This is a genomic window from Streptomyces sp. L-9-10, from assembly GCF_004151105.1.
Classification (GTDB): Bacteria; Actinomycetota; Actinomycetes; order Streptomycetales; family Streptomycetaceae; genus Streptomyces.
The window spans coordinates 37,488-56,584 of the sequence record NZ_PHRF01000028.1 but is presented as its reverse complement, the minus strand read 5'-3'; the positions used below and the strand labels follow the sequence as shown (position 1 = coordinate 56,584).

Below are 19,097 nucleotides of genomic sequence, written 5' to 3'. Positions count from 1 at the left end.
CCAGCTCGGAGGATGAGCCGGGGCTCGGCTGCTGTCGAACCCACTGCCCATGTGCGCAAAGTGCGCAGCTTCGATCTGTTGACATGCCGAAAGTTGCTCGCTTTACTCCATGCAACGCCAGAGTTGAGCACCCGGCGCCAGAGGTACGCCCAGCCGGTAACGCGGTCCACGCACCGCCAGCCCGGACTGAGTCGCCAGGACACCCGCGGAGATCGCGGAGTCCGAGGCGGGGACGTACCCCCCATCTTCTGGAGCTCAAGATGCTGTTGAGCAACCGTGTCCGGTCGTGTCGTCGCGCCGTCGCCGCGGCGGCCGTGGCGACGGCGGTGATCACCCCGCTGCTCGCCTCCTCCACCGCGAGCGCGGCGCCCCGGGCCGTGACCCTCCCTCCGGTACACGCCGACTTCGACTACCAGATCGGCCGGTCCTACACACCACCGGCCGGTGTGAAGGTCGTCAGCCGTGACTACACCGCCGCACCGGCGGCGGGCCTGTACAACATCTGCTACGTCAACGCCTTCCAGGCCCAGCCGGGAGCCGAGAGCGAGTGGGGCGACCTGCTGCTGCGGGACGCGAACGGCGACATCGTGTACGACGACGGCTGGGGTGAGGCCGTTCTGGATATCCGTACCGACGCGAAGCGCCAGCGGATCGCCGCGAAGGTGAACTCCTGGATCGACACCTGCGCGAGCAAGGGCTTCAACGCCGTCGAACCCGACAACCTCGACACCTTCGACCGGTTCGATCTGATCAGCGAGGCCAACGCCAAGGCGTTCATCAAGCTGCTCTCCCAGCACGCGCACGACAAGGGCCTGGCCATCGCCCAGAAGAACACCGCGAACTTCTCCACCGCTCACGCGGAGACGGGTCTTGACTTCGCCATCGCGGAGGAGTGCGGTGAGTGGGACGAGTGCGGTGACTACACCGAGGGATTCGGCGACAACGTCATCGTGATCGAGTACAAGGAGAAATACTTCAAGGAAACCTGCGCGGGCTTCGGTGACCGGCTGAGCGTCGTTCTGCGCGACGTCGACGTCACCGCCCCCGGCGACAGCGCGTACGTCCGAAAGACCTGCTGAACCCGCCCCTCCGATCAGCCCGCCGAGCGGTCCTGAACGGCTTGGTGCGTCCCGGTCTCAGGTGGGGTGCACCAAGCCGCCGCTCCCCGCCCCCCCACGCGGCGCACACTGTTCGCACCACCCTCACCACTCACCGCACCACCTCACTGCACACCACTTCACAGCACACCACCCACCGTGCCGGGACGCTTCCGCGTGACGTCCCGTGCCGCGTTCCCCTGGGGGCTCGCATGGCCGCAGCACACCGCCTTCCCGGCGCTCCCGCCGGGCTCTCGCGCCGCACGGTCCTGCGGCGGGGCACCGGTCTGGCGCTCGGTGCCGCCGCCACCGCGGCCCTGCCCGGATGCGGTACGGACACGAGCGACGGCGTGGGAGCCGACGGACGGGTCACGGTCGAACTGTGGCACGGCCAGACGGACACCGGCCGCCAGGCGATCGAGAAACTGGTCGCGGAATTCAACCGCACCCACCCCGGCATCCGGGTCGATTCCGGTGGGGGCGTGCTGGCCGACGCGATGCTGCAGAAGATCACCGCGGCGCTCGCGTCGGGCTCCTTCCCCGACGTCGCCTATGTCTTCGGCTCCGACCTGGCCAGTGTCGCGCGCAGCCCGTCCGTGGTGGATCTGACCGACACGGTCCGTTCCGGCCCGCTCCCCTGGAAGGACTTCTGGGCCCCCGCCCGCGAGGCCGTCACCCTCAACGGACGGGTACGGGCGGCCCCCGCGCTGATCGACTCACTCGCCGTGGTCTGCAACAAGAAGCTCTTCGGCGACGCCGGCCTGCCCCTTCCCGAACCGGGCTGGACCTGGGCGGAGTTCGTGGCGACGGCAAAGAAGCTGACCGACGCGGGGCGTGGCACGTTCGGCACCGGCTGGCCCGGCGTGGGCGACGAGGACACGGTCTGGCGGCTGTGGCCGATGGTGTGGGACCTGGGAGGCGAGGTCGTCAGCGAGGACGGGCAGCGGATCGGGTTCGCGGACGTCGGCGTACAGGCCCTGGAGACGGTGGCGGCGCTCGCGAAGGACAAGAGCGTCTACGTCGACCCCAAGCCGGGCAGCGAGCAGATGTACCAGGTCTTTCTCTCCGGCCGGATGGGCATGGCCGTCACCGGACCGTGGCAGCTGCCCGACATCGAACAGGCGAAGATCGACTATCACGTGGTGCCACTGCCCAGCTACAGCGGCAAGCCGATGACCATATCGGGCCCCGACACCTGGACCGTGTTCGACAACGGTCCGGCGCGCGTACGGGCGGCACGTACCTTCGTCACCTGGCTGGCGCAGCCCGCGCAGGATGTGCGCTGGGACGTCATGGCCGGCAGCCTGCCGCTGAGCCGGCGTACCGAGGCCCTGCCCGCCTGGCAGGCGCAAGAGGCCAGGACCGACGGGCTGCCGGTGTTCACCCGCGCGCTGGATACGGCGCGCGTACGTCCCGTGCACCCGGCCTATCCGCAGATCTCACAGGCGCTCGGACAGGCCATCGCCGCCGTACTCCTCGGCAGGAGTACCCCCGTCAAGGCCCTGCGCGCGTGCGCGGACGAGGCCAACGCCGCTCTGCTCATCCCGCGTTGAGAGGAATACGATGCCGCGCCTGCCCACTCCGCTCACGCTTCCGGACCACGGCCACGAGCACAACGAACACAACGACAACACGACCAGCGACCACACGACCCGCGACAACGGCGTCCGCGACGCGGCGTCGGGCGCCACTGGACAGCGACCACGACCGGGCGCCCTACGCCGGTGGCTGCGCGGTGAGACCGCGACCGCCTGGGCGTTCGTCTCTCCCTCGGTCCTGATCATCCTCGGTCTGAGCGTCATCCCCGTGGCCTGGTCGCTGCTGCTGTCCTTCCAGGCCGACGACCTGGTCACCCCCAGCCGCTGGGTCGGCCTCGGCAACTACCACGCGCTGGTGCAGGACCCGCACTTCAGCCAGGCGGTGCGCAACACACTGCTGTACACGACGCTGTACGTGCCGCTGAGCATCGGTCTGGGGCTGCTGCTCGCCCTCGTACTGAATCAGCGGATCCGGCTGGTGGGCGTGTACCGCACACTGATGTTCGTGCCGTTCGTCATCTCGGCGACGGCGCAGGGGGTGTTGTTCTCCTTCATCCTCGATCCGGAGTTCGGCGCGGCCAACTCCGTGCTGCACAAGCTCGGCATCTCCTCCCAGGGCTTCCTCTCCGATCCCGGACAGTCCCTGTTCATTCTGGTGGCGATCTCGCTGTGGAGCGGCACCGGCTTCTGCGTGGTGGTCACTCTCGCCGCGCTGCAGGACGTGTCGCCGTCCCTCATCGAGGCGGCGCGGCTGGACGGCGCCGGACGATGGCACCTGCTGCGGCATGTCATCCTTCCCGCGCTCACACCGGTCATCGTGTTCCTCCTGCTGTGGCAGACCATCAACGCGCTTCAGGTCTTCGACCTGGTGTACGTGACGACGAAGGGCGGACCGCTCGGCTCCACCACCGTGATCGTCTACTTCATCTGGGAGCAGGCGTTCAAGAACTTCACCGCCGGTTACGGCGCGGCGGCCGCCTACGCGCTGGCGCTCGCGCTGCTCCTGATCGCCGCTGTCCCTCGGGTGACCCGGGCCGTACGGAGCCGACGCGAGAACCACCGCCTCGAAGGAGCCGCACGATGACGGCCACATCCGCTTCCGCTTCCGCCTCCCCCTCCGCCCCCTCTCGCTCCGTTTCCGCCTCGTCTCCCGTTTCCGGCCGGCCGGCCGCCGGACCTCCGCGAGGCCGTCGGTGGCTGCCGTTCAGCCCCTGGCATCTGCTGCTCGCTCCTCTCACCCTGATCTTCGCGATTCCGTTGATCTGGCTGCTGCTCAGCTCCGTGATGAGCAACGCGGAGATCAATCGTTTCCCGCCGGCCCTGTGGCCGGCGGGGATCGACCTGGGCGGCTACCGGTATGTGCTCGGCAACGCGATGTTCCCGCGCTGGTTCGCCAACTCACTGATCGTGTCGGTGGTCGCGGTGGCGTCCAACCTGCTGCTCGGATCCCTCGGCGGCTACGCGTTCGCCCGGATGCGGTTCGCCGGCTCCCGTGTCCTGCTGGGCCTGATGCTGGCCACGATGGCGATCCCGTTCCAGCTGACGATGATCCCCACGTTCCTGGTCATGAAGCGTCTCGGACTCATCGACACCCTGGGCGCGTTGATCGTCCCGTCGCTGGTCACACCGTTCGCCGTGTTCCTCCTGCGCCAGTTCTTCCTCTCCCTGCCCAGGGAACTGGAGGAGGCGGCCTGGATCGACGGCTGTTCACGGCTACGGGTGCTGTTCCGTATCGTGCTGCCGCTGTCACGACCGGCCCTGAGCACCGTGGCGGTCCTGACCTTCCTGACCACCTGGAACGACCTGACCTGGCCGTTGATCGCCATCAACCACGACACCCAGTACACGCTCCAGCTCGGCTTGACGACCTTCCAGGGGCAGCATCACACCCAGTGGTCCGCGGTCATGGCGGGCAATGTGATCACCGTGCTCCCGGTGCTGCTCGCCTTCCTCTTCGCGCAGAGATCCTTCATCCAGTCCATCACGTCCAGCGGTCTCAAGGGCTGAGTCCCGCCCCACGAACACACCACACACCACACACCACACACCACAGACCACCACACCACCACCCACACCACACCTGGGCAGCCAGGACCGCGAACACGGGAAGCCGCATGCCGCACACCTTCGACCTGCTGGTCATCGGGGACGCCAACCCCGACATCGTTCTGGGACCGCTCGACGCGCCGCTCGCCTTCGGACAGCGCGAACAACTCGTCGACACCGGCCTGCTCACGCTCGGCGGCTCCGCCGCGATCATGGCGTGCGGAGCCGCCCGGCTCGGGCTGAAGGTCGCCTTCGCCGGGCGCGTCGGAAACGACGAGGCGGGGCGTTTCATCCGTACGGCGCTGGACGCCCGGGGCGTGAACACCGACGCGCTGCGCGTCGATCCCGTCCTGCCGACGCCGCTCACCGTGGTCGTGACACGCGGGGACGGCGACCGTACGATCCTCACCTCTCCCGGCACCCTCTCCGCCACCGGTCCCGACGACATCCCCGAGGCGCTGCTCACCAGCAGCCGGCATGTGCACGCCGCCTCCTACTTCCTGCTGCCGAAACTCGCCGAAGCGCTGCCCGAACTGCTGGCCACGGCACGGGCGCACGGTGTCACCACGTCGCTCGACACCAATGACGACCCCTCCGGCACATGGGCCCCCGGCCGTATCGACGCGACACTCGCGGTCACCGACTTCCTGCTGCCCAACGCGCAGGAGGCGCTGGCTCTCGCGGCGGCCACCGCTCCGGACGCGGCCGCCGCCCCGGACGCGACCGGCTCGCCCGCCGCCACCGGCTCCCCGGAGGCGGCGGCCGGCGCACTCGCGGCGCGCGGGCCGCGGGTGGTGCTCAAGAACGGGGCCGACGGCGCCCTCGTACACGACGGCCGCACCCTGCTGCGCACCTCCGGAATCCCCGCCCGCCCGCTGGACACCGTGGGCGCGGGGGACAGTTTCGACGCCGGCTTCATCGCCGCGTTCCTGCGCGGCCTGCCCACCGCCGAGGCACTCGCGTTCGCCGCCGCCTGCGGCGCTCTGTCCACCCGGGCACACGGCGGCACCGCCGCCCAGCCCACCTGGGACGAGGCCGGAACGGCCCTCGCCCGCAACGGAAAGAACCTCTGATGACCCTCACCACCCCGAAGATCGCATTCATCGGCGCGGGAAGCGTCGTGTTCACCCAGGGCCTCCTGGCGGACCTCTTCGCGTTCCCCGAGCTCAAGGGCGCCCATATCGCCCTGCACGACATCGACGCCGAACGGCTCGCCACGGCCCACGGAGCCGCCCGCCACATCGCGGACCGGCTGACGGAGCCGAGCGGCACCACGCCACGGATCACCGCCCACGCCGAGCGGCGCGCGGCCCTGGAAGGCGCCGACTTCGTCATCAACATCGTCCAGGTCGGTATGCGCGAGTCGACCCGTACCGACTTCGGGATTCCCGCCGCGTACGGGGTGCGCCAGACCATCGCGGACACCCTCGGCGTGGGCGGGATCTTCCGCGCGCTGCGCACCTTCCCGCTGCTCAAGTCGCTCGGCGAGGACATCGCCGAGGTCTGCCCCGACGCCTGGCTGCTCAACTACACCAACCCCATGGCGATGAACGTCCAGTACCTCACCCGCGCCACCGGGCTGACCCGCGTCGTCGGTCTGTGCCACTCGGTGTACTGGACCATCCGCGACCTCTCGGACCTCCTGGGCGTCCCGCACGAGGAGGTCACCTACCGGGCCGCCGGAGTCAACCACCAGGCATGGGTGCTGCGTCTCGAACACCAGGGGAACGACCTCTACCCGCGGCTCGACGCCCTCGTCGCGGAGAACCCCGAGCTACGGCGCCGGGTACGCGTCGACATGTACCGGCGCCTCGGCTACTACCCCACCGAGACCAGCGAGCACTCCTCCGAATACGTCCCCTGGTATCTGCACCACGACAGCGAGATCGAGCGGCTGCGCCTGCCCGTCGGCGCCTACCTCGGCATCGTCGACGAGAACATCGCCGAGTACGAGCGGACCCGTGACGCGCTGGCCAGTGGGGCCCCGCTGACCGTCGAGGGCACCATGGAGTACGCCCCGCAGATCATCCACAGCATCACCACCGGCACGCCCCGCACGGTCTACGGCAATGTCCCCAACCATGGGCTGATCGACAATCTTCCGTCGACCGGTACCGTCGAAGTCCCCTGCCTGGTGGACGCCCTGGGCGTGCAGCCCACCCGTATCGGCTCGCTGCCCGCCCAGTGCGCCGCGCTCAACCGGGGCTATCTGAGCATGAACGAACTGGTCGTCCGGGCCGCTCTGGAGGACGACCCCCGCTCCATCCGGCAGGCGGCCATGGCCGACCCGGCCACCGCGGCCGCCCTGCCCGTCGAACGCATCTGGGACCTGTGCGACGACATGGTGCGCGCGCACGCGGATCTGCTCCAGCCGTCGCTGCGCACAACGCTCGGCCACTGAACACACCTCGCTCCCCCTCCCCCGGCGCCCACCCGCGCACCGCACTCTCACACCTCGTCGGAGAACCATGTCCCAGCACCACACCAGCCAAGAGATCGCTTCCCAGCCGGCCTGCTGGGAGCGCGTCCTCAAGGAACTTCCCGACCACGCCGCGGCCCTGCCCGCACCGGGCGAGCGCGTGGCGGTCATCGGCTGCGGAACCTCGCTGTTCATGGCGCAGGCGTACGCGCATCTCCGGGAGGAGGCCGGGCTCGGGCTCACGGACGCGTACCCCGCCTCGGAGGTGAGGCCGCACCGCGCCTACGACCGGGTGCTGGCCCTGACCCGTTCCGGTACGACCACCGAAGTCCTCGCCGCGCTCGACCGGTTCGCGCCCAGCGTGCGCACCACCGTCGTCACCGCCGTCGGCGACTCCCCCGCGGCGGCCGCCGCCCATCACGTGATCTGCCTCGACTACGCGGACGAGCGGTCCGTCGTCCAGACCCGCTTTCCCACCACACAACTCATGCTGCTCCGTGCCCACGTGGGCCACAGCACCGTCCGGGCGCTCGCCGATGCCGAAACGGCCCTCACCACCGAGATCGAGCCCGAACTGCTCGGGGCCGGGCAGATCTCCTTCCTCGGCGCGGGCTGGAGCGTCGGTATCGCCGCGGAGGCGGCGCTCAAGGTGCGCGAAGCGGCGGCCTGGTGGACCGAGTCGTACTCCGTCATGGAGTACCGGCACGGCCCCATCGCCGTGGCCGCGCCGGGCCGCGCGGTGTGGGGACTCTCGTCACTCCCCGGGCCGCTCGCCGAGCAGATCAGTGCCACGGGCGCCCATCTGCGTCACCCCCGGCTCGACCCGCTGGCCGAACTCGTCGTCGTACAGCGTCTGGCGGTCGAGCTGGCCACGGCGGCCGGCCGTGACCCCGACCAGCCGGCTCATCTGACGCGCTCGGTCGTCCTGGAGCCGACCGGCTGACACCGGCGAGGCGGGCGGGCACTCCCGTCCGCCGTCCGCCCCCCCTCCGCCATGCCCCCACCTGCCCCTCACCCACCTGTCCATCACAGGAAGCGGAACATGCCACTCGTCCCCACCGGCGACATCCTCGGCGCAGCGACCCACGGCGTCGGCGCGTTCAATGTCGTCCTCCTCGAACAGCTCGAGGCCGTCCTCGCGGGCGCCGAGCAGGCGAACGAGGCCGTCATCGTCCAGATCAGCGAGAACGCCGTCGCGTACCGGGGCGCCCTCGGGCCGCTCACCGCCGCCGCGCACGAGGCCATCGCCGCCGTATCCGTACCCGTCGCGCTGCACCTGGACCACGCCACCCGGCCCGAGCTGATCGAGGAGGCGGTACGGCGCGGCTTCACCTCCGTGATGTACGACGGCGCCCATCTGCCCTGGGCGGAGAACGTCGCCCGCACCCGCGAGATGAGCGACTGGTGCCACACGTACGGGGTGTGGGTCGAGGCGGAACTCGGCGCGATCGGGGGCAAGGACGGTGCCCACACCCCCGGGGTACGCACCGACCCCGGTGAGGCGGCCCGGTTCGTCCTCGACACCGGTGTCGACGCGCTCGCCGTCGCGGTCGGGTCGTCCCACCAGATGACCCGGCGTACCGCGCGGCTCGATCTGGATCTCATCCGCGACCTGCGCACGGCGGTGCCCGTCCCGCTGGTGCTGCACGGTTCGTCGGGGGTGGACGACAGCCACCTCGCCGCCGCGGTACGGGCGGGCATGCGCAAGATCAATATCGCCACGCATCTCAACACCCTCTTCACCGCGTCGGTGCGCGACCGGCTGTCCGCGCGGCCGGCGACCGTCGATCCCCGTGCCTATCTGCGTCCCGCGCGGGAGGCTGTGGCGGACGAGGTCGCCCGCCTGCTGCGGCTGGTCGGACAGGAGCGGGACGGACTCGGCGATTCCAGGAAGGAGGCTTCATGTCCCAGGTGACGATGGTCCTCGTCGGAGCAGGACTCCGCGGCATGACATACGCCCGGCGCGCCCTGGCCACGGGAGCGGGACGGGTGGTCGCGGTGGCCGAGCCGGACCCGCGGCGCCGTGCGCGTGCGGCGGAGGAGTTCGGGGTGCCTCCGGAGCGGGTGTACGCGGACTGGAGCGATGTCGCGGCGGCGGGCAAGCTCGCCGACGCCTGTGTCATCGCGACCCAGGACCGGCTGCACACCGAACCGGCGGTGGCCCTGGCCGATCTCGGTTACCACATTCTCCTGGAGAAGCCGATGGCGACCAGTGAGGACGAGGCCGCGGCGATCGCGGACGCGGCACGGCGCAACGACATCCTGCTGGCCGTCTGCCATGTGCTGCGCTACACGCCGTACACCCGGCTCCTCAAGCGACTGCTGGACAGTGGCCGCATCGGCGGCCTGGTCAGCGTCCAGCACCTGGAGCCCGTCGGCTGGTGGCACCACGCCCATTCGTTCGTACGGGGCAACTGGCGCCGCCAGGACACCTCCGCCCCCATGCTGCTCACCAAGTCCTGCCACGACATCGACTGGCTGGTCCACCTCTTCGGACGTACGCCCCGGAGGGTCAGCTCCTTCGGCGGCCTGACGCACTTCCGGCCCGAGGGCGCCCCGGCCGGCGCGGCCGGCCGCTGCCTGGACTGCCCGCTGGAGAAGGACTGCCCGTACTCGGCCAAGCGGCTCTACCTGGGCTGTCTGGGCGATCCGGACCAGGAATTCTGGCCGCTGTCGGCGGTGACCGACGACCACACCGAGACGGGCGTACTGGACGCGCTGCGCACCGGGCCGTACGGCCGCTGTGTGTACGCGTGCGACAACGACGTGGTCGACCACCAGGTGGTCGGTATGGAGTTCGACTCCGGCGCCACCTGTTCGTTCACCATGAGTGCCTTCACCCCCATGGAACAGCGCCGCACCCGGCTGCTGGGCACCCACGGCTTCATCGACGGCGACGGGAACACACTGCGGCTGGTCGATTTCCGTGACGGCTCCGAGGAGACGATCGACACATCCACGCGTGCGACGGCGGGGAGCCCGGGGCCTTCACCGGAGGACGGCCACGGTGGCGGGGACGAGGCGCTGACCGACGCGTTCCTCACCGCCGTCGCCGCCGGCGACGCGTCCCTGCTGCTCTCCGACGCCGCCGAGAGCCTCGCCACCCACCGCGTGGTGTGGGCTGCGGAACAGGCCCGGGTGACCGGCACGGTGGTCGAACTCGACGACCGCGACGACGTCCCGACGACGGCGAGGGTCAGGAACGGGGAGGGCGGGGCTGCTCGCGTCGCTCCGCGTTCTTCTCCTTGATGCGTACGGCTTCCTTCCGCACCTCGGCCTGGGTGGCGCGCTCCTGGCGCAGCCACTCCGGGCTGTCGCCCTTCAACGCCTCGATCTGTTCCGTGGTGAGGGCTTCCGTGACTCCGCCGCGCGCGAGACCCGAGATGGAGACGCCCAGCTTCGCCGCCACCACCGGACGAGGGTGCGGACCGTTGCGTCGCAGCTCCAGCAGCCACTCGGGCGGGTCGGCCTGCAGCGCGTTCAGCTCGGTGCGCGAGACGACACCCTCCTGGAACTCGGCGGGGGTGGCTTCGAGGTACACACCCAGCTTCTTCGCCGCGGTCGCGGGCTTCATTGTCTGGGTGGTCTGGTGCGACGTCATGGTGTCAAGAGTAGCGAGCGTGTGCGATCCCTCCGACCACGGCCGGTAGCCTGGTGGCGTGACAGGCTCGGAAGTACCCCCTTCGTTCCGGCTCGCGTACGTCCCGGGCGTGACGCCCACCAAGTGGGTGCGGATCTGGAACGAGCGGCTGCCCGGCATCCCGCTGGCCCTCGTCGCGGTGTCCGCCGCCGAGGCGCCCGGTCTCCTGCGGGACGGCGGGGCCGACGCCGGTTTCGTACGGCTGCCGATCGACCGGACGGATCTCAGCGCGATTCCCCTCTATACCGAGACGACGGTGGTCGTGGTCCCGAAGGACCACCTGGTGGCGGCGGTCGACGAGGTGTCCGCCGAGGATCTGGCCGACGAGATCGTGCTGCATCCGCTTGACGACACCCTCGACTGGGAGACCCGGCCGGGACGGCCCGCGAACGCGCGCCCCGACACGACGGCGGACGCCGTCGAACTGGTGGCGGCAGGGATCGGACTGCTCGTCGTCCCGCAGTCGCTCGCCCGGCTGCATCACCGCAGGGACCTCACGTACCGGCCGGTCCTGGACGCCCCCGAGTCGCGTGTCGCTCTGTCCTGGCCGGAGGACGAAACCACCGATCTGGTGGAGGACTTCATCGGTATCGTCCGCGGGCGGACCGTCAACAGCTCACGGGGCCGCCCGACCCCGCCGCAGCCGAAGCGCGAACGCCCCGACACGGGGGGCGCGCGGCGGAAGCAGGCGGCCGGTCAGCCGACCGGCAAGTCGGCCGGTAACTCCACTCGGAAGTCGGCCGGCAAGAGCCCGCGGAGCGGTTCCGGCGGCTCCAAGGGCGGTGCCCAGGGCGGCTCCAAGGGCGGCCGGCGCGGCAAACCCGGCCGTCGGTCGTAACTCCCCGGCGTCACCTATCCGTTACTCCCTGGCGCCACACACTCCCTTTCGGTCACTTTACGTTCGACCGTGCTCACACTCGGCGAGTTTTCGAGGCATGAACGGGTTCCCATCGAGGTAGGGATCCCGGCTGATGTGTCCGGTCTCCGGTGAGTGGCTCGACGAGGGGGACTTTTGTCCATGACGCAGACCGAGCGGTTCGTCACGCTCTCGGCCGTGCTGACGGGGTTCGACGCCGCCGAGCTGACGGCGACCGGAATGACCGAGATCTACCGGACGTTCGTGGCCCGGCGGGCCGAACCGGCGCTCTACGCACGGCTGGTGGACGCGCTGGTCGACACGGAGGCCGGCACGCGAGCCGTGACGGACCCGCGGACGGTGGCGGACAAAGACGAGGAACTGGGCGAGCTGGCCCGAGCCCTGTGCCACCTCTGGTATCTGGGGACGTGGCCGGGAGAGTGGGAGGACGACGGCCGGACCGCACCCTCCCCGCTCCCGGCGCACGCCTATGCCCGCGGGCTGGTGTGGAGCAGCTTCGGTGGCCACGCCCCCGGCACCTGGCGACCGGGCTACGGCACCTGGGCCGAGCGTCCCGCCGGTGTGACGGGAGGCGGGGAGCGTTGACCGCCGGGGAGCGTTTCGATGTGATCGTGGTCGGAGCCGGTATCGCGGGGTCGCTGGTGGCGCGGCGGCTGGGGGACCGCGGCCGGCGTGTCCTGGTCCTGGAATCGGGTGTGGGCGATGGTGACTCCGGACCCGAGGGCGGACGGGCGGCGGATGTGGAACGGTTCCGGGCCGCGCCGGTGAAGGTGCCCAGCGCGGCGATCGCGGACAACGCCTTGGTGCCGTCACCCGACATGCTGGACCTCGCGGGCCGCCCCGGCGGTGGCTACCGGGCCGGCGGATACCTCGTCCAGAACGGCCCGTTGCCGTACGCGAGCGGCTATCTGCGGGTCAACGGCGGTACGGGCACGGCCTGGACGGGTCTGGCCCCGCGCATGCATCCCGAGGACTTCCGTACCGCCGACTTCGGATACGGCCGTAACTGGCCGATCGGGTACGCGGAGTTGGAGCCGTACTACCGCGCCGCGGAACGCGAGCTGGGGGTCGCCGCCGATCCGGCGGAGCAGCGGGACCACGTCGGTCTGCCGCTCGCGGACGGCTACGCCTTCCCGCACCGGCCGCTCCCCGCGAGCTATCTGGACCGGCTGCTGGCCGAAAGGCTCGACGGGCACGAGATCGTGGAACCCTCGCATCCGCGTCCCACCGCACTGCGGGTCGTCGGGACGCCCCAGGCGCGCAACAGCGCGGCCACCGAGGAGCACGGTCCCGTGTGCGAGGGCAGCGCCAGTTGCATCCCCATCTGCCCCACCGGGGCGAAATACACCCCGCGACGCACCCAGGAACGCTGGGGCCCGAGCGTCACCCTGCGCACCCGCGCGGTCGTAGGACGGCTCCTGGCCGACGCCTCGGGCCGGATCACGGGCGTCGAGTACCAGCGCTACGACGACCCCGCCCGCCCCGCTTCCGTCAGCCGGCGGACGGTCCACGCGCACACGGTCGTCCTGGCCGCCCACGCGATCGAGAACGCCCGGCTCCTGCTCGCCTCCGGCCTGGCCAACTCCAGTGACCAGGTGGGCCGGAATCTGATGGACCACCCCGTCCTGCTCACCTGGGGCCTCATGCCCCAGCCGATCGGCCCCTACCGGGGACCCGGCTCGACCTCCGGACTGGAGGGATTCCGCTTCGGCCCGGCGCGCGCGGCGCGCGCCCCTTTCCGTATCGAGATCGGCAACTGGGGCTGGAACTGGGCGGTCGGCCCGCCCGGCCATGAGGTCGCCGCCCTGCTGCGCCCCACGGACCAGAAGGAGCCCGGCGGGGGCGGGGCGCTGTTCGGCCCGGCGCTGCGGCAGGCGGCCGGGGACCGGATCGGGCGGCAGTTCGTCCTGCAGTTCGAGATGGAGCAGAGCGCCGATCCCGCCAACCGCGTCTCGCTCGATGCCGTCCATCGCGACCTGCTGGGCAACCCGCGCCCGGTCCTGACCTATGACCTGTCCGACCATGTGAAGCAGGGCATCGTCGCGGCCAAGTCCGTGTCCGAGCAGATCTTCGCGCTGCTGGGGGCGCGGGACCACAGCCGGTACGAGCCGGGGCCGTCCCAGCCCGGATGGTTCGAGTACGGCGGCCGGCCCTACGCCTACCGCGGCGCGGGCCACGGCGCGGGCACGCACATCATGGGTGACCACCCCGCCGACTCCGTCGTCGACTCGTGGCAGCGCTGCTGGGACCACCCCAACCTGTACGCGGTGGGCTGCGGCTCGATGCCCTCCCTCGGCACCTCCAACCCGACGCTCACCATGGCCGCGATCACTCTGCGCAGCGCCGAACAGATCGACCGCGACCTGTCGGAACAGCGCGTCACGATCCGCCCGCCGGCCCCCGGACACGTCCCGGGCCCGGCCACCCCCGAGGAGACCCACGCCCCGTGACCGACGACCTCACCCTGCCGCCCGTCGCCGCCCCGTACCAACTGCCGTTCCATTACGGAGCCCTGCACAACGTCGGCCTCGACTACCTGGTCGATCCCGCGCCGGTGCGCAAGGCGCTGGCCGAGCACCATCCCGATCTGAGCGCCGCCGAGTTCGACGGCCGGGCCTGTGTGACGCTCAACTACCAGCTGTACTTCGCCCAGTACCCGAACGGCGGAGCCATCATCCAGGAGATCGAGTACAGCGTCATCGCCCACCCCACCGCGAGCGCCGGGCGCCTGGCCCGGCTGTCGTACGAGCAGTTCGCGCACGGCTTCGACCAGACCAAGCTGCTCGGTATCGCCCGGCTGCATGTGCTGTGCGACAACCCGCTGGCCATCGAAGCCGGAACGAGGCTCTTCGGGGAACCGAAGTATCCGGCGTGGTTCGAGGCGACCATGCCCTCCCTGAACGGCCCCGCGGGCGACACCTGGACCGTTGCGTGCAAGCAGGCGGCGCACGCGCCCTCCGGCACGGACATCGACCGCCTGGAGCCGACCCTGTTCTCCTTCTCGGCCGACCTGACCGGGCTCCCGCGTATCCCCGTCAACAACACCCCGATCACCGGCTACGGCACCGACCCGGACGGCCGGCCGCTCGCCGGCCCCTTGAACGTCTACCAGCCCTACGAATACCGGGGGTTGACCGGCGAGGCCGACCGGGTGAGGCTCACCGTCCATGACGCGTCCTCACCCGTCGGCGCCGACCTGGCCACGCTCATCGGGGACGCCCCGGCCGCCGGGGCGTGGACCTACCAGTCACCCCCGGTCGCGGCGCACAACCGGCCCTATTACGTCCCACGCGCCGGCTGACGTGTGACGCGGGCGGGTCACTGACCGTCAGCCGCCTTGGGGGCGGCTTGCTGGACCACCTCGAAGGACCACAGGGTGGAGCCGGAAGCGGCCGGCTTCTGCTGAGGGGCGCCGTCCGCGCCGCCACGCTGGTGGGCCGCCTTCATCGGGCCTTCCATCCATGCCTGGAAGTCGGCCTCGCTGCGCCAGCGGGTGTAGACGAGGTACTGGTCGGTGCCCTCGACCGGGCGCAGCAGCTCGAACCACTCGAATCCGTCGGAGTTCTCCACCGACCCCGCGCGGGACGCGAAGCGCTTCTCCAGCACCTCACGCTGTTCCGCCGGAACCTGCAGGACATTGATCTTGACGATGCTCATGGCCCCATCTTGCCTCAGCGCGGTGCCCGCCCGTCGGGCGCGGTGCGCCGGACCGGTCGCGGGCCTCCGGGGCGGCCCAGCGCTTCCGGTTCGCCGGGAGCACGCCCGACGCGCTGCCCGACGCGCTGCCCGGGGCCGCGTCGTCCACGACCGTCGTCTACGGACGGTGCCGTCTGCCGTCCCTGAACGGACGGTGCCCTCTGCCGCCCCTGACACGGCGCGGCATCCGCAGGGTGACGCGCGTGCCTTCCCGGGGCGCCGAGTCCACCGTGAGGTGCGCGTCGAGCAAGTGAGCGCGCTCCCGCATGGCGGCGATGCCCATGCCTCCCGAAGCGGTCGCGCGAGGCGGAGTGCGCATGGCCGACGGGGCGGGCTCGGGCGTCATCCCGCGGCCGTCGTCCGTGACCTTCGTGAAGAGGCCGTGGTCGTCGCTGTCGAGTTCGACGAGGATCCGTGTCGGCCGGGCGTGCTTCACCGCGTTGTTCACCGCCTGTTGCACGATCCGGTAGACATGGACCTGTGCCTCGGGAGGCAGCTCCGCGCCGAACCGGTCCCAGTCCGCGCCCACGCGCAGTTCGGCGTCGATACCGAAGTTCTCCGAGGTGCTCCGGCACAGGGCCTCCAGGGCCGGGCGCAGTCCGAGCTGATCGAGCGCCGCCGGGCGCAGCTCCGCGATCAGACGCCGGAGCGAGGTGATCTGGTTGCCGATCAGACGCCGCGCCTGATCGATGGCGTCCTTCATGACGTCCGGGCGGCTGCTGGCGGTCGCCCCGGCCAGCACGATCTGGACGGCGCCCAGTTCCTGGAGCGTGTCGTCGTGCAGCTCGCGGGCCCAGTGCCGTCGCTCTCGTTCCTCGCCGTCACGACGGGCCCGGGTCCACTCCCGTTGGAGGGTGCCGCTGCGCAGAGCGGAACGATGTCCGATCGCGACGGCACAGGCGATCAGCGTGAGGGGCACGAGGTGCAGACCGTTGAGCAGCGGCGCCTCGACGATACGGACGAGCAGCGCCACGGCGATCACGAGCGAGATCCCGCTGATGATCGCCAGCCACGACCGCCGGGCTTCGGGACTCAGCGCGGCGGCCGCCAGGAAGAGGGCTCCGGCGGCGAAGCAGAGCACGGCTTCGGCGTGCAGGGAGTGGTGCACGATCTCCAGAGCCAGTGTGGCCACGAGCAGGAGCGTGCCCACCGTCTCCACGACGGCGCCGGCACGTGCTCGCGACAGGTGGGTCATGCCAGCAGCCCGCGCTCTCGTGCCGCCGTGACCAGGTCCGCCTTGGTCCCGGCCCCGAGCTTCTCCCGGATCCTGGCCCGGTGCGTTTCCACCGTCCGAACGGATACATGCGTCTGTTCCGCGATCTCCTGATTGGTGTGGCCCCGGGCGAGCAGGGACAGCACCTCCACCTCGCGCGCCGTCAGAGAGTCGTCCGCCCCCGCCCCCGGCCCCGTCGTGCCGGGGGCGGTGACGGCAAGGCGGGCGCCCAGCGAGGGCTGAACGTAGGTGGCCCCCGCGGCGACCTGGCGAGCGGCCCCCAGGAGCTCCTCCGCTGCCGCCTCCTTCAGCAGGTAGCCGACCGCACCGATCCGCAACGCCTCGCGGGCGAACGCGGGATCTTCCTGCATGGTGAGGACGAGGATCCGGGTACGGGGCGACGCCGCCAGCAGCTCCGGGATCGAGCGCAGGCTCGATTGTCCCGCCAGCGTCAGATCCAGGACCAGCACCGACGGGTGGTGGCGCTCCACGGCCAGAAAGGTGTCGGGAAGAGTGGAACTCTCCGCGACGATGTCGAACGCCGGGTCCTGGGACAGCAGCAGCCGCATGCCCGCGCGTACGACCAGATGGTCGTCGGCGAGCACCACGGTCAGGTGTGACGCCGGTTCCCCGCCGATGAGGCGGTTGGCCTCCATGGCACTACCGTCCATAGCACTCATAGCACCACCGTAAGTCTCGAACCTCGTCCGCGAGAGCGCGACGGCCAGGGCGGCGGGGAACCCGCAACAGTGTCGCGGTGATCCCGCGGGCCGGGCGGGACAGCCCGCATCCGGCGGTGTGTAACGCGAAGGGCCGCCTGCGGATCAGTGCCGACGCCGCGGAGGCCCCCGGGCAGCAGGCTCGGAAGGAGAGCAGACCAGCGTCTCCCTCACAGGATGAACACCATGACGTCTCACACCGACCCACTCCACAGCCGGAGGCTCTTCCAGGTCGCCGGGGAACTCGCCGGCGCCGCGGTTCCGGAGCTGGCCGACGCCTCCTCCGTCGACGTCCTCGAAGTCCTGCTGCGCGGCGACGTGCCACCACCCGGACCGGTGGACGGAAGCAAGAGGCTGCGACGTGCGGCTTTCGTGAGCACGCGGGGAGAAGCGGCCCGCGGTGCGTACGAGGTCGGTGAAGTGAGCCTGGTCAGGCCCGCGACGCCGTACGGACAGAGCCTTTCCGATCTGCGCCCCCGCCTGATCCGCCATCTGAACCACGACAGCCGGTGGCTCGTCCGCGACCCCCGGCGCGCCCGTGTCCTCCGTGAGGCGCGGGCACACTCCCTCATCGTGCTGCCGCTGACCATCCGGGACGTGGTCCTCGGTCTGTTCGTTCTGTACCGGCGCGACGAATCGAGCCCGTTCGACGAGAACGACTTCAGGGAAGCCGCCGCGCTCGCGGACCGCGCGGCCCGGTGCCTGAACACTGTCCGCCGCCAGATCGAGGAGGAGGCTCTCGCACGGCTTCTGCGGCGTTCGCAGCTGCCCGAGCGGCTGCCGCCCCTCAGCGCGCTCGAAGCGGCGCACGGCCATGTCCCGGCGGAGGCCGCCACCGGGCAGTGGTTCGACGTCCTCCCGCTGTCGAGCGCGCGGGTGGCCCTGGTGGTGGGGGCCGCGGAGGGGAAGGGGGTTGATGCCGCGATCGGCATGACCCGGCTGCGGGCGGTGATCACCACGCTCTCGGCGCTCGACCTGCGGCCCGACGAACTGCTCACGCGTCTGGACGACACGGTGATCCGTCTGGAACGTCAGCGCCCGGCTCCGTGCCGGGGGCCCCGCGAGGCGGAACAGACCGGCACCAGTTGCCTCTACGTGATCTACGACCCCGCCACGGAACGCTGTGTCTCGGCCCGTGCGGGCGGCCCGACGCTGATGATCGCCCACCCGAACGGCGACGTCAGCGCTCCCCGCCTCGCCCCCCATTCGCCCTTGGGCGTCGGCGACCAGCCCTTCGAGAACACCGAGTTCGAGGCACCCCCGGGAAGCACCCTGCTCCTGAACGGCGGCTGCTCCCCCACACCGCACACCACTGCCGACCCGACCATGGAACGGTTCCACGAGGCCCTGGCCTCGTCCGGACCCGACGTCTCACGGCTCCGCGACCACATGCTGCGTGATCTGCCACCTGACCGCGAACCGACCCTCCTGCTGACCCGCACACGGGCGCTGGAGGCCAAGGATGTCGCCACCCGGACCCTGCCACCGGATCCCACCGCCGTCGCGACCGCCCGCGACTGGGCCGGCCGGCAGCTGGCGGCCTGGGCACTCGACGACCTCACGGACAGCACGACCCTGGTGATCAGCGAACTCGTCACGAACGCCATCCGCTACTCCGACGGCCCGATAGGACTCCGCCTGATCCGGGACGACCGCACACTGATCTGCGAGGTCTCCGACACCAGCGGCTCGGGCCCGCACAGGCGTCAGCCGAAAACGACCGACGAGGGCGGCCGCGGACTGTCGATCGTCAGCCGGCTCACCCAGCACCAGGGGACGCGCTACACCGCATCCGGCAAGATCATCTGGACCGAGCAGCCACTCCCGGCATGACGGCCACGCCTGGTGACGC

Annotated in this window: 18 protein-coding genes; 14 read left to right on the top strand and 4 right to left on the bottom strand. The window is 70.8% G+C overall.

Going from position 1 to position 19,097, the window contains the following annotated elements; all coding sequences use genetic code 11:
• The first annotated feature begins 260 nt into the window (after positions 1 to 260).
• The 9 genes from CU044_RS08315 (at position 261) to CU044_RS08275 (ending at position 10,349) form a co-directional block, all read left to right on the top strand.
• Positions 261 to 1,079, top strand: coding sequence for an endo alpha-1,4 polygalactosaminidase (locus CU044_RS08315; protein ID WP_129767828.1), 819 nt, complete (start codon positions 261 to 263; stop codon positions 1,077 to 1,079).
• Positions 1,080 to 1,309: 230 nt separating this feature from the next.
• A complete protein-coding gene (locus tag CU044_RS08310) occupies positions 1,310 to 2,650 on the top strand; it encodes an ABC transporter substrate-binding protein (RefSeq protein ID WP_129767827.1) in 1,341 nt (446 codons plus the stop codon).
• Positions 2,651 to 2,660: 10 nt separating this feature from the next.
• Positions 2,661 to 3,719 carry a sugar ABC transporter permease gene (locus CU044_RS08305; RefSeq protein ID WP_129767826.1) on the top strand — a complete coding sequence of 353 codons (1,059 nt, stop codon included), beginning with the start codon at positions 2,661 to 2,663 and terminating at the stop codon, positions 3,717 to 3,719.
• Positions 3,716 to 4,642 (top strand): carbohydrate ABC transporter permease, encoded by a 927-nt coding sequence (locus tag CU044_RS08300; RefSeq protein WP_129767825.1) that lies wholly within the window; start codon positions 3,716 to 3,718, stop codon positions 4,640 to 4,642. Before CU044_RS08305 ends, CU044_RS08300 begins: the two co-directional genes overlap by 4 nt.
• Positions 4,643 to 4,749: 107 nt before the next feature.
• Positions 4,750 to 5,754 (top strand): carbohydrate kinase family protein, encoded by a 1,005-nt coding sequence (locus CU044_RS08295; protein ID WP_129767824.1) that lies wholly within the window; start codon positions 4,750 to 4,752, stop codon positions 5,752 to 5,754.
• Positions 5,754 to 7,082 carry an alpha-glucosidase/alpha-galactosidase gene (locus CU044_RS08290; RefSeq protein WP_129767823.1) on the top strand — a complete coding sequence of 443 codons (1,329 nt, stop codon included), beginning with the start codon at positions 5,754 to 5,756 and terminating at the stop codon, positions 7,080 to 7,082. Before CU044_RS08295 ends, CU044_RS08290 begins: the two co-directional genes overlap by 1 nt.
• A gap of 67 nt (positions 7,083 to 7,149) precedes the next feature.
• Entirely contained in the window at positions 7,150 to 8,043 is an 894-nt protein-coding gene (locus CU044_RS08285; protein WP_129767822.1) for an SIS domain-containing protein, read from the top strand.
• A gap of 99 nt (positions 8,044 to 8,142) precedes the next feature.
• Positions 8,143 to 9,015, top strand: a complete 873-nt coding sequence (locus tag CU044_RS08280) for a class II fructose-bisphosphate aldolase (RefSeq protein WP_129767821.1) — start codon at positions 8,143 to 8,145, stop codon at positions 9,013 to 9,015.
• Positions 9,003 to 10,349 carry a Gfo/Idh/MocA family oxidoreductase gene (locus CU044_RS08275; protein WP_129767820.1) on the top strand — a complete coding sequence of 449 codons (1,347 nt, stop codon included), beginning with the start codon at positions 9,003 to 9,005 and terminating at the stop codon, positions 10,347 to 10,349. Before CU044_RS08280 ends, CU044_RS08275 begins: the two co-directional genes overlap by 13 nt.
• Here the strand turns inward: CU044_RS08275 and CU044_RS08270 are convergent.
• Positions 10,297 to 10,701 carry a DUF5997 family protein gene (locus CU044_RS08270; RefSeq protein ID WP_129767819.1) on the bottom strand — a complete coding sequence of 135 codons (405 nt, stop codon included), beginning with the start codon at positions 10,699 to 10,701 and terminating at the stop codon, positions 10,297 to 10,299. The genes CU044_RS08275 and CU044_RS08270 overlap by 53 nt on opposite strands.
• Positions 10,702 to 10,759: 58 nt before the next feature.
• On the opposite strand from CU044_RS08270, the gene CU044_RS08265 reads away from it, so the two are divergent.
• The 4 genes from CU044_RS08265 to CU044_RS08250 all read left to right on the top strand — a co-directional run bounded on the left by CU044_RS08265 (position 10,760) and on the right by CU044_RS08250 (position 14,918).
• Positions 10,760 to 11,578, top strand: coding sequence for a LysR family substrate-binding domain-containing protein (locus CU044_RS08265; protein WP_129767818.1), 819 nt, complete (start codon positions 10,760 to 10,762; stop codon positions 11,576 to 11,578).
• Between the two features lie 180 nt (positions 11,579 to 11,758).
• Positions 11,759 to 12,202, top strand: a complete 444-nt coding sequence (locus tag CU044_RS08260) for a hypothetical protein (protein ID WP_129767817.1) — start codon at positions 11,759 to 11,761, stop codon at positions 12,200 to 12,202.
• Entirely contained in the window at positions 12,199 to 14,067 is a 1,869-nt protein-coding gene (locus CU044_RS08255) for a GMC family oxidoreductase (protein WP_129767816.1), read from the top strand. The genes CU044_RS08260 and CU044_RS08255 overlap by 4 nt, the downstream gene beginning before the upstream one ends.
• Positions 14,064 to 14,918, top strand: coding sequence for a hypothetical protein (locus tag CU044_RS08250; RefSeq protein WP_129767815.1), 855 nt, complete (start codon positions 14,064 to 14,066; stop codon positions 14,916 to 14,918). Before CU044_RS08255 ends, CU044_RS08250 begins: the two co-directional genes overlap by 4 nt.
• 17 nt (positions 14,919 to 14,935) lie before the next feature.
• Here the strand turns inward: CU044_RS08250 and CU044_RS08245 are convergent, their stop codons facing one another.
• From CU044_RS08245 to CU044_RS08235, 3 genes are all read right to left on the bottom strand, one after another.
• The gene (locus CU044_RS08245) at positions 14,936 to 15,274 is read right to left on the bottom strand and encodes an antibiotic biosynthesis monooxygenase (protein WP_129767814.1); all 339 of its coding nucleotides are present in this window, start codon (positions 15,272 to 15,274) and stop codon (positions 14,936 to 14,938) included.
• Positions 15,275 to 15,431: 157 nt separating this feature from the next.
• Positions 15,432 to 16,508 (bottom strand): sensor histidine kinase, encoded by a 1,077-nt coding sequence (locus tag CU044_RS08240; protein ID WP_129767813.1) that lies wholly within the window; start codon positions 16,506 to 16,508, stop codon positions 15,432 to 15,434.
• Entirely contained in the window at positions 16,505 to 17,206 is a 702-nt protein-coding gene (locus CU044_RS08235) for a response regulator transcription factor (RefSeq protein ID WP_240045433.1), read from the bottom strand. The genes CU044_RS08240 and CU044_RS08235 overlap by 4 nt, the downstream gene beginning before the upstream one ends.
• 225 nt (positions 17,207 to 17,431) lie before the next feature.
• On the opposite strand from CU044_RS08235, the gene CU044_RS08230 reads away from it, so the two are divergent.
• Positions 17,432 to 19,078, top strand: a complete 1,647-nt coding sequence (locus CU044_RS08230) for a SpoIIE family protein phosphatase (protein ID WP_165371818.1) — start codon at positions 17,432 to 17,434, stop codon at positions 19,076 to 19,078.
• Positions 19,079 to 19,097: the final 19 nt, after the last annotated feature.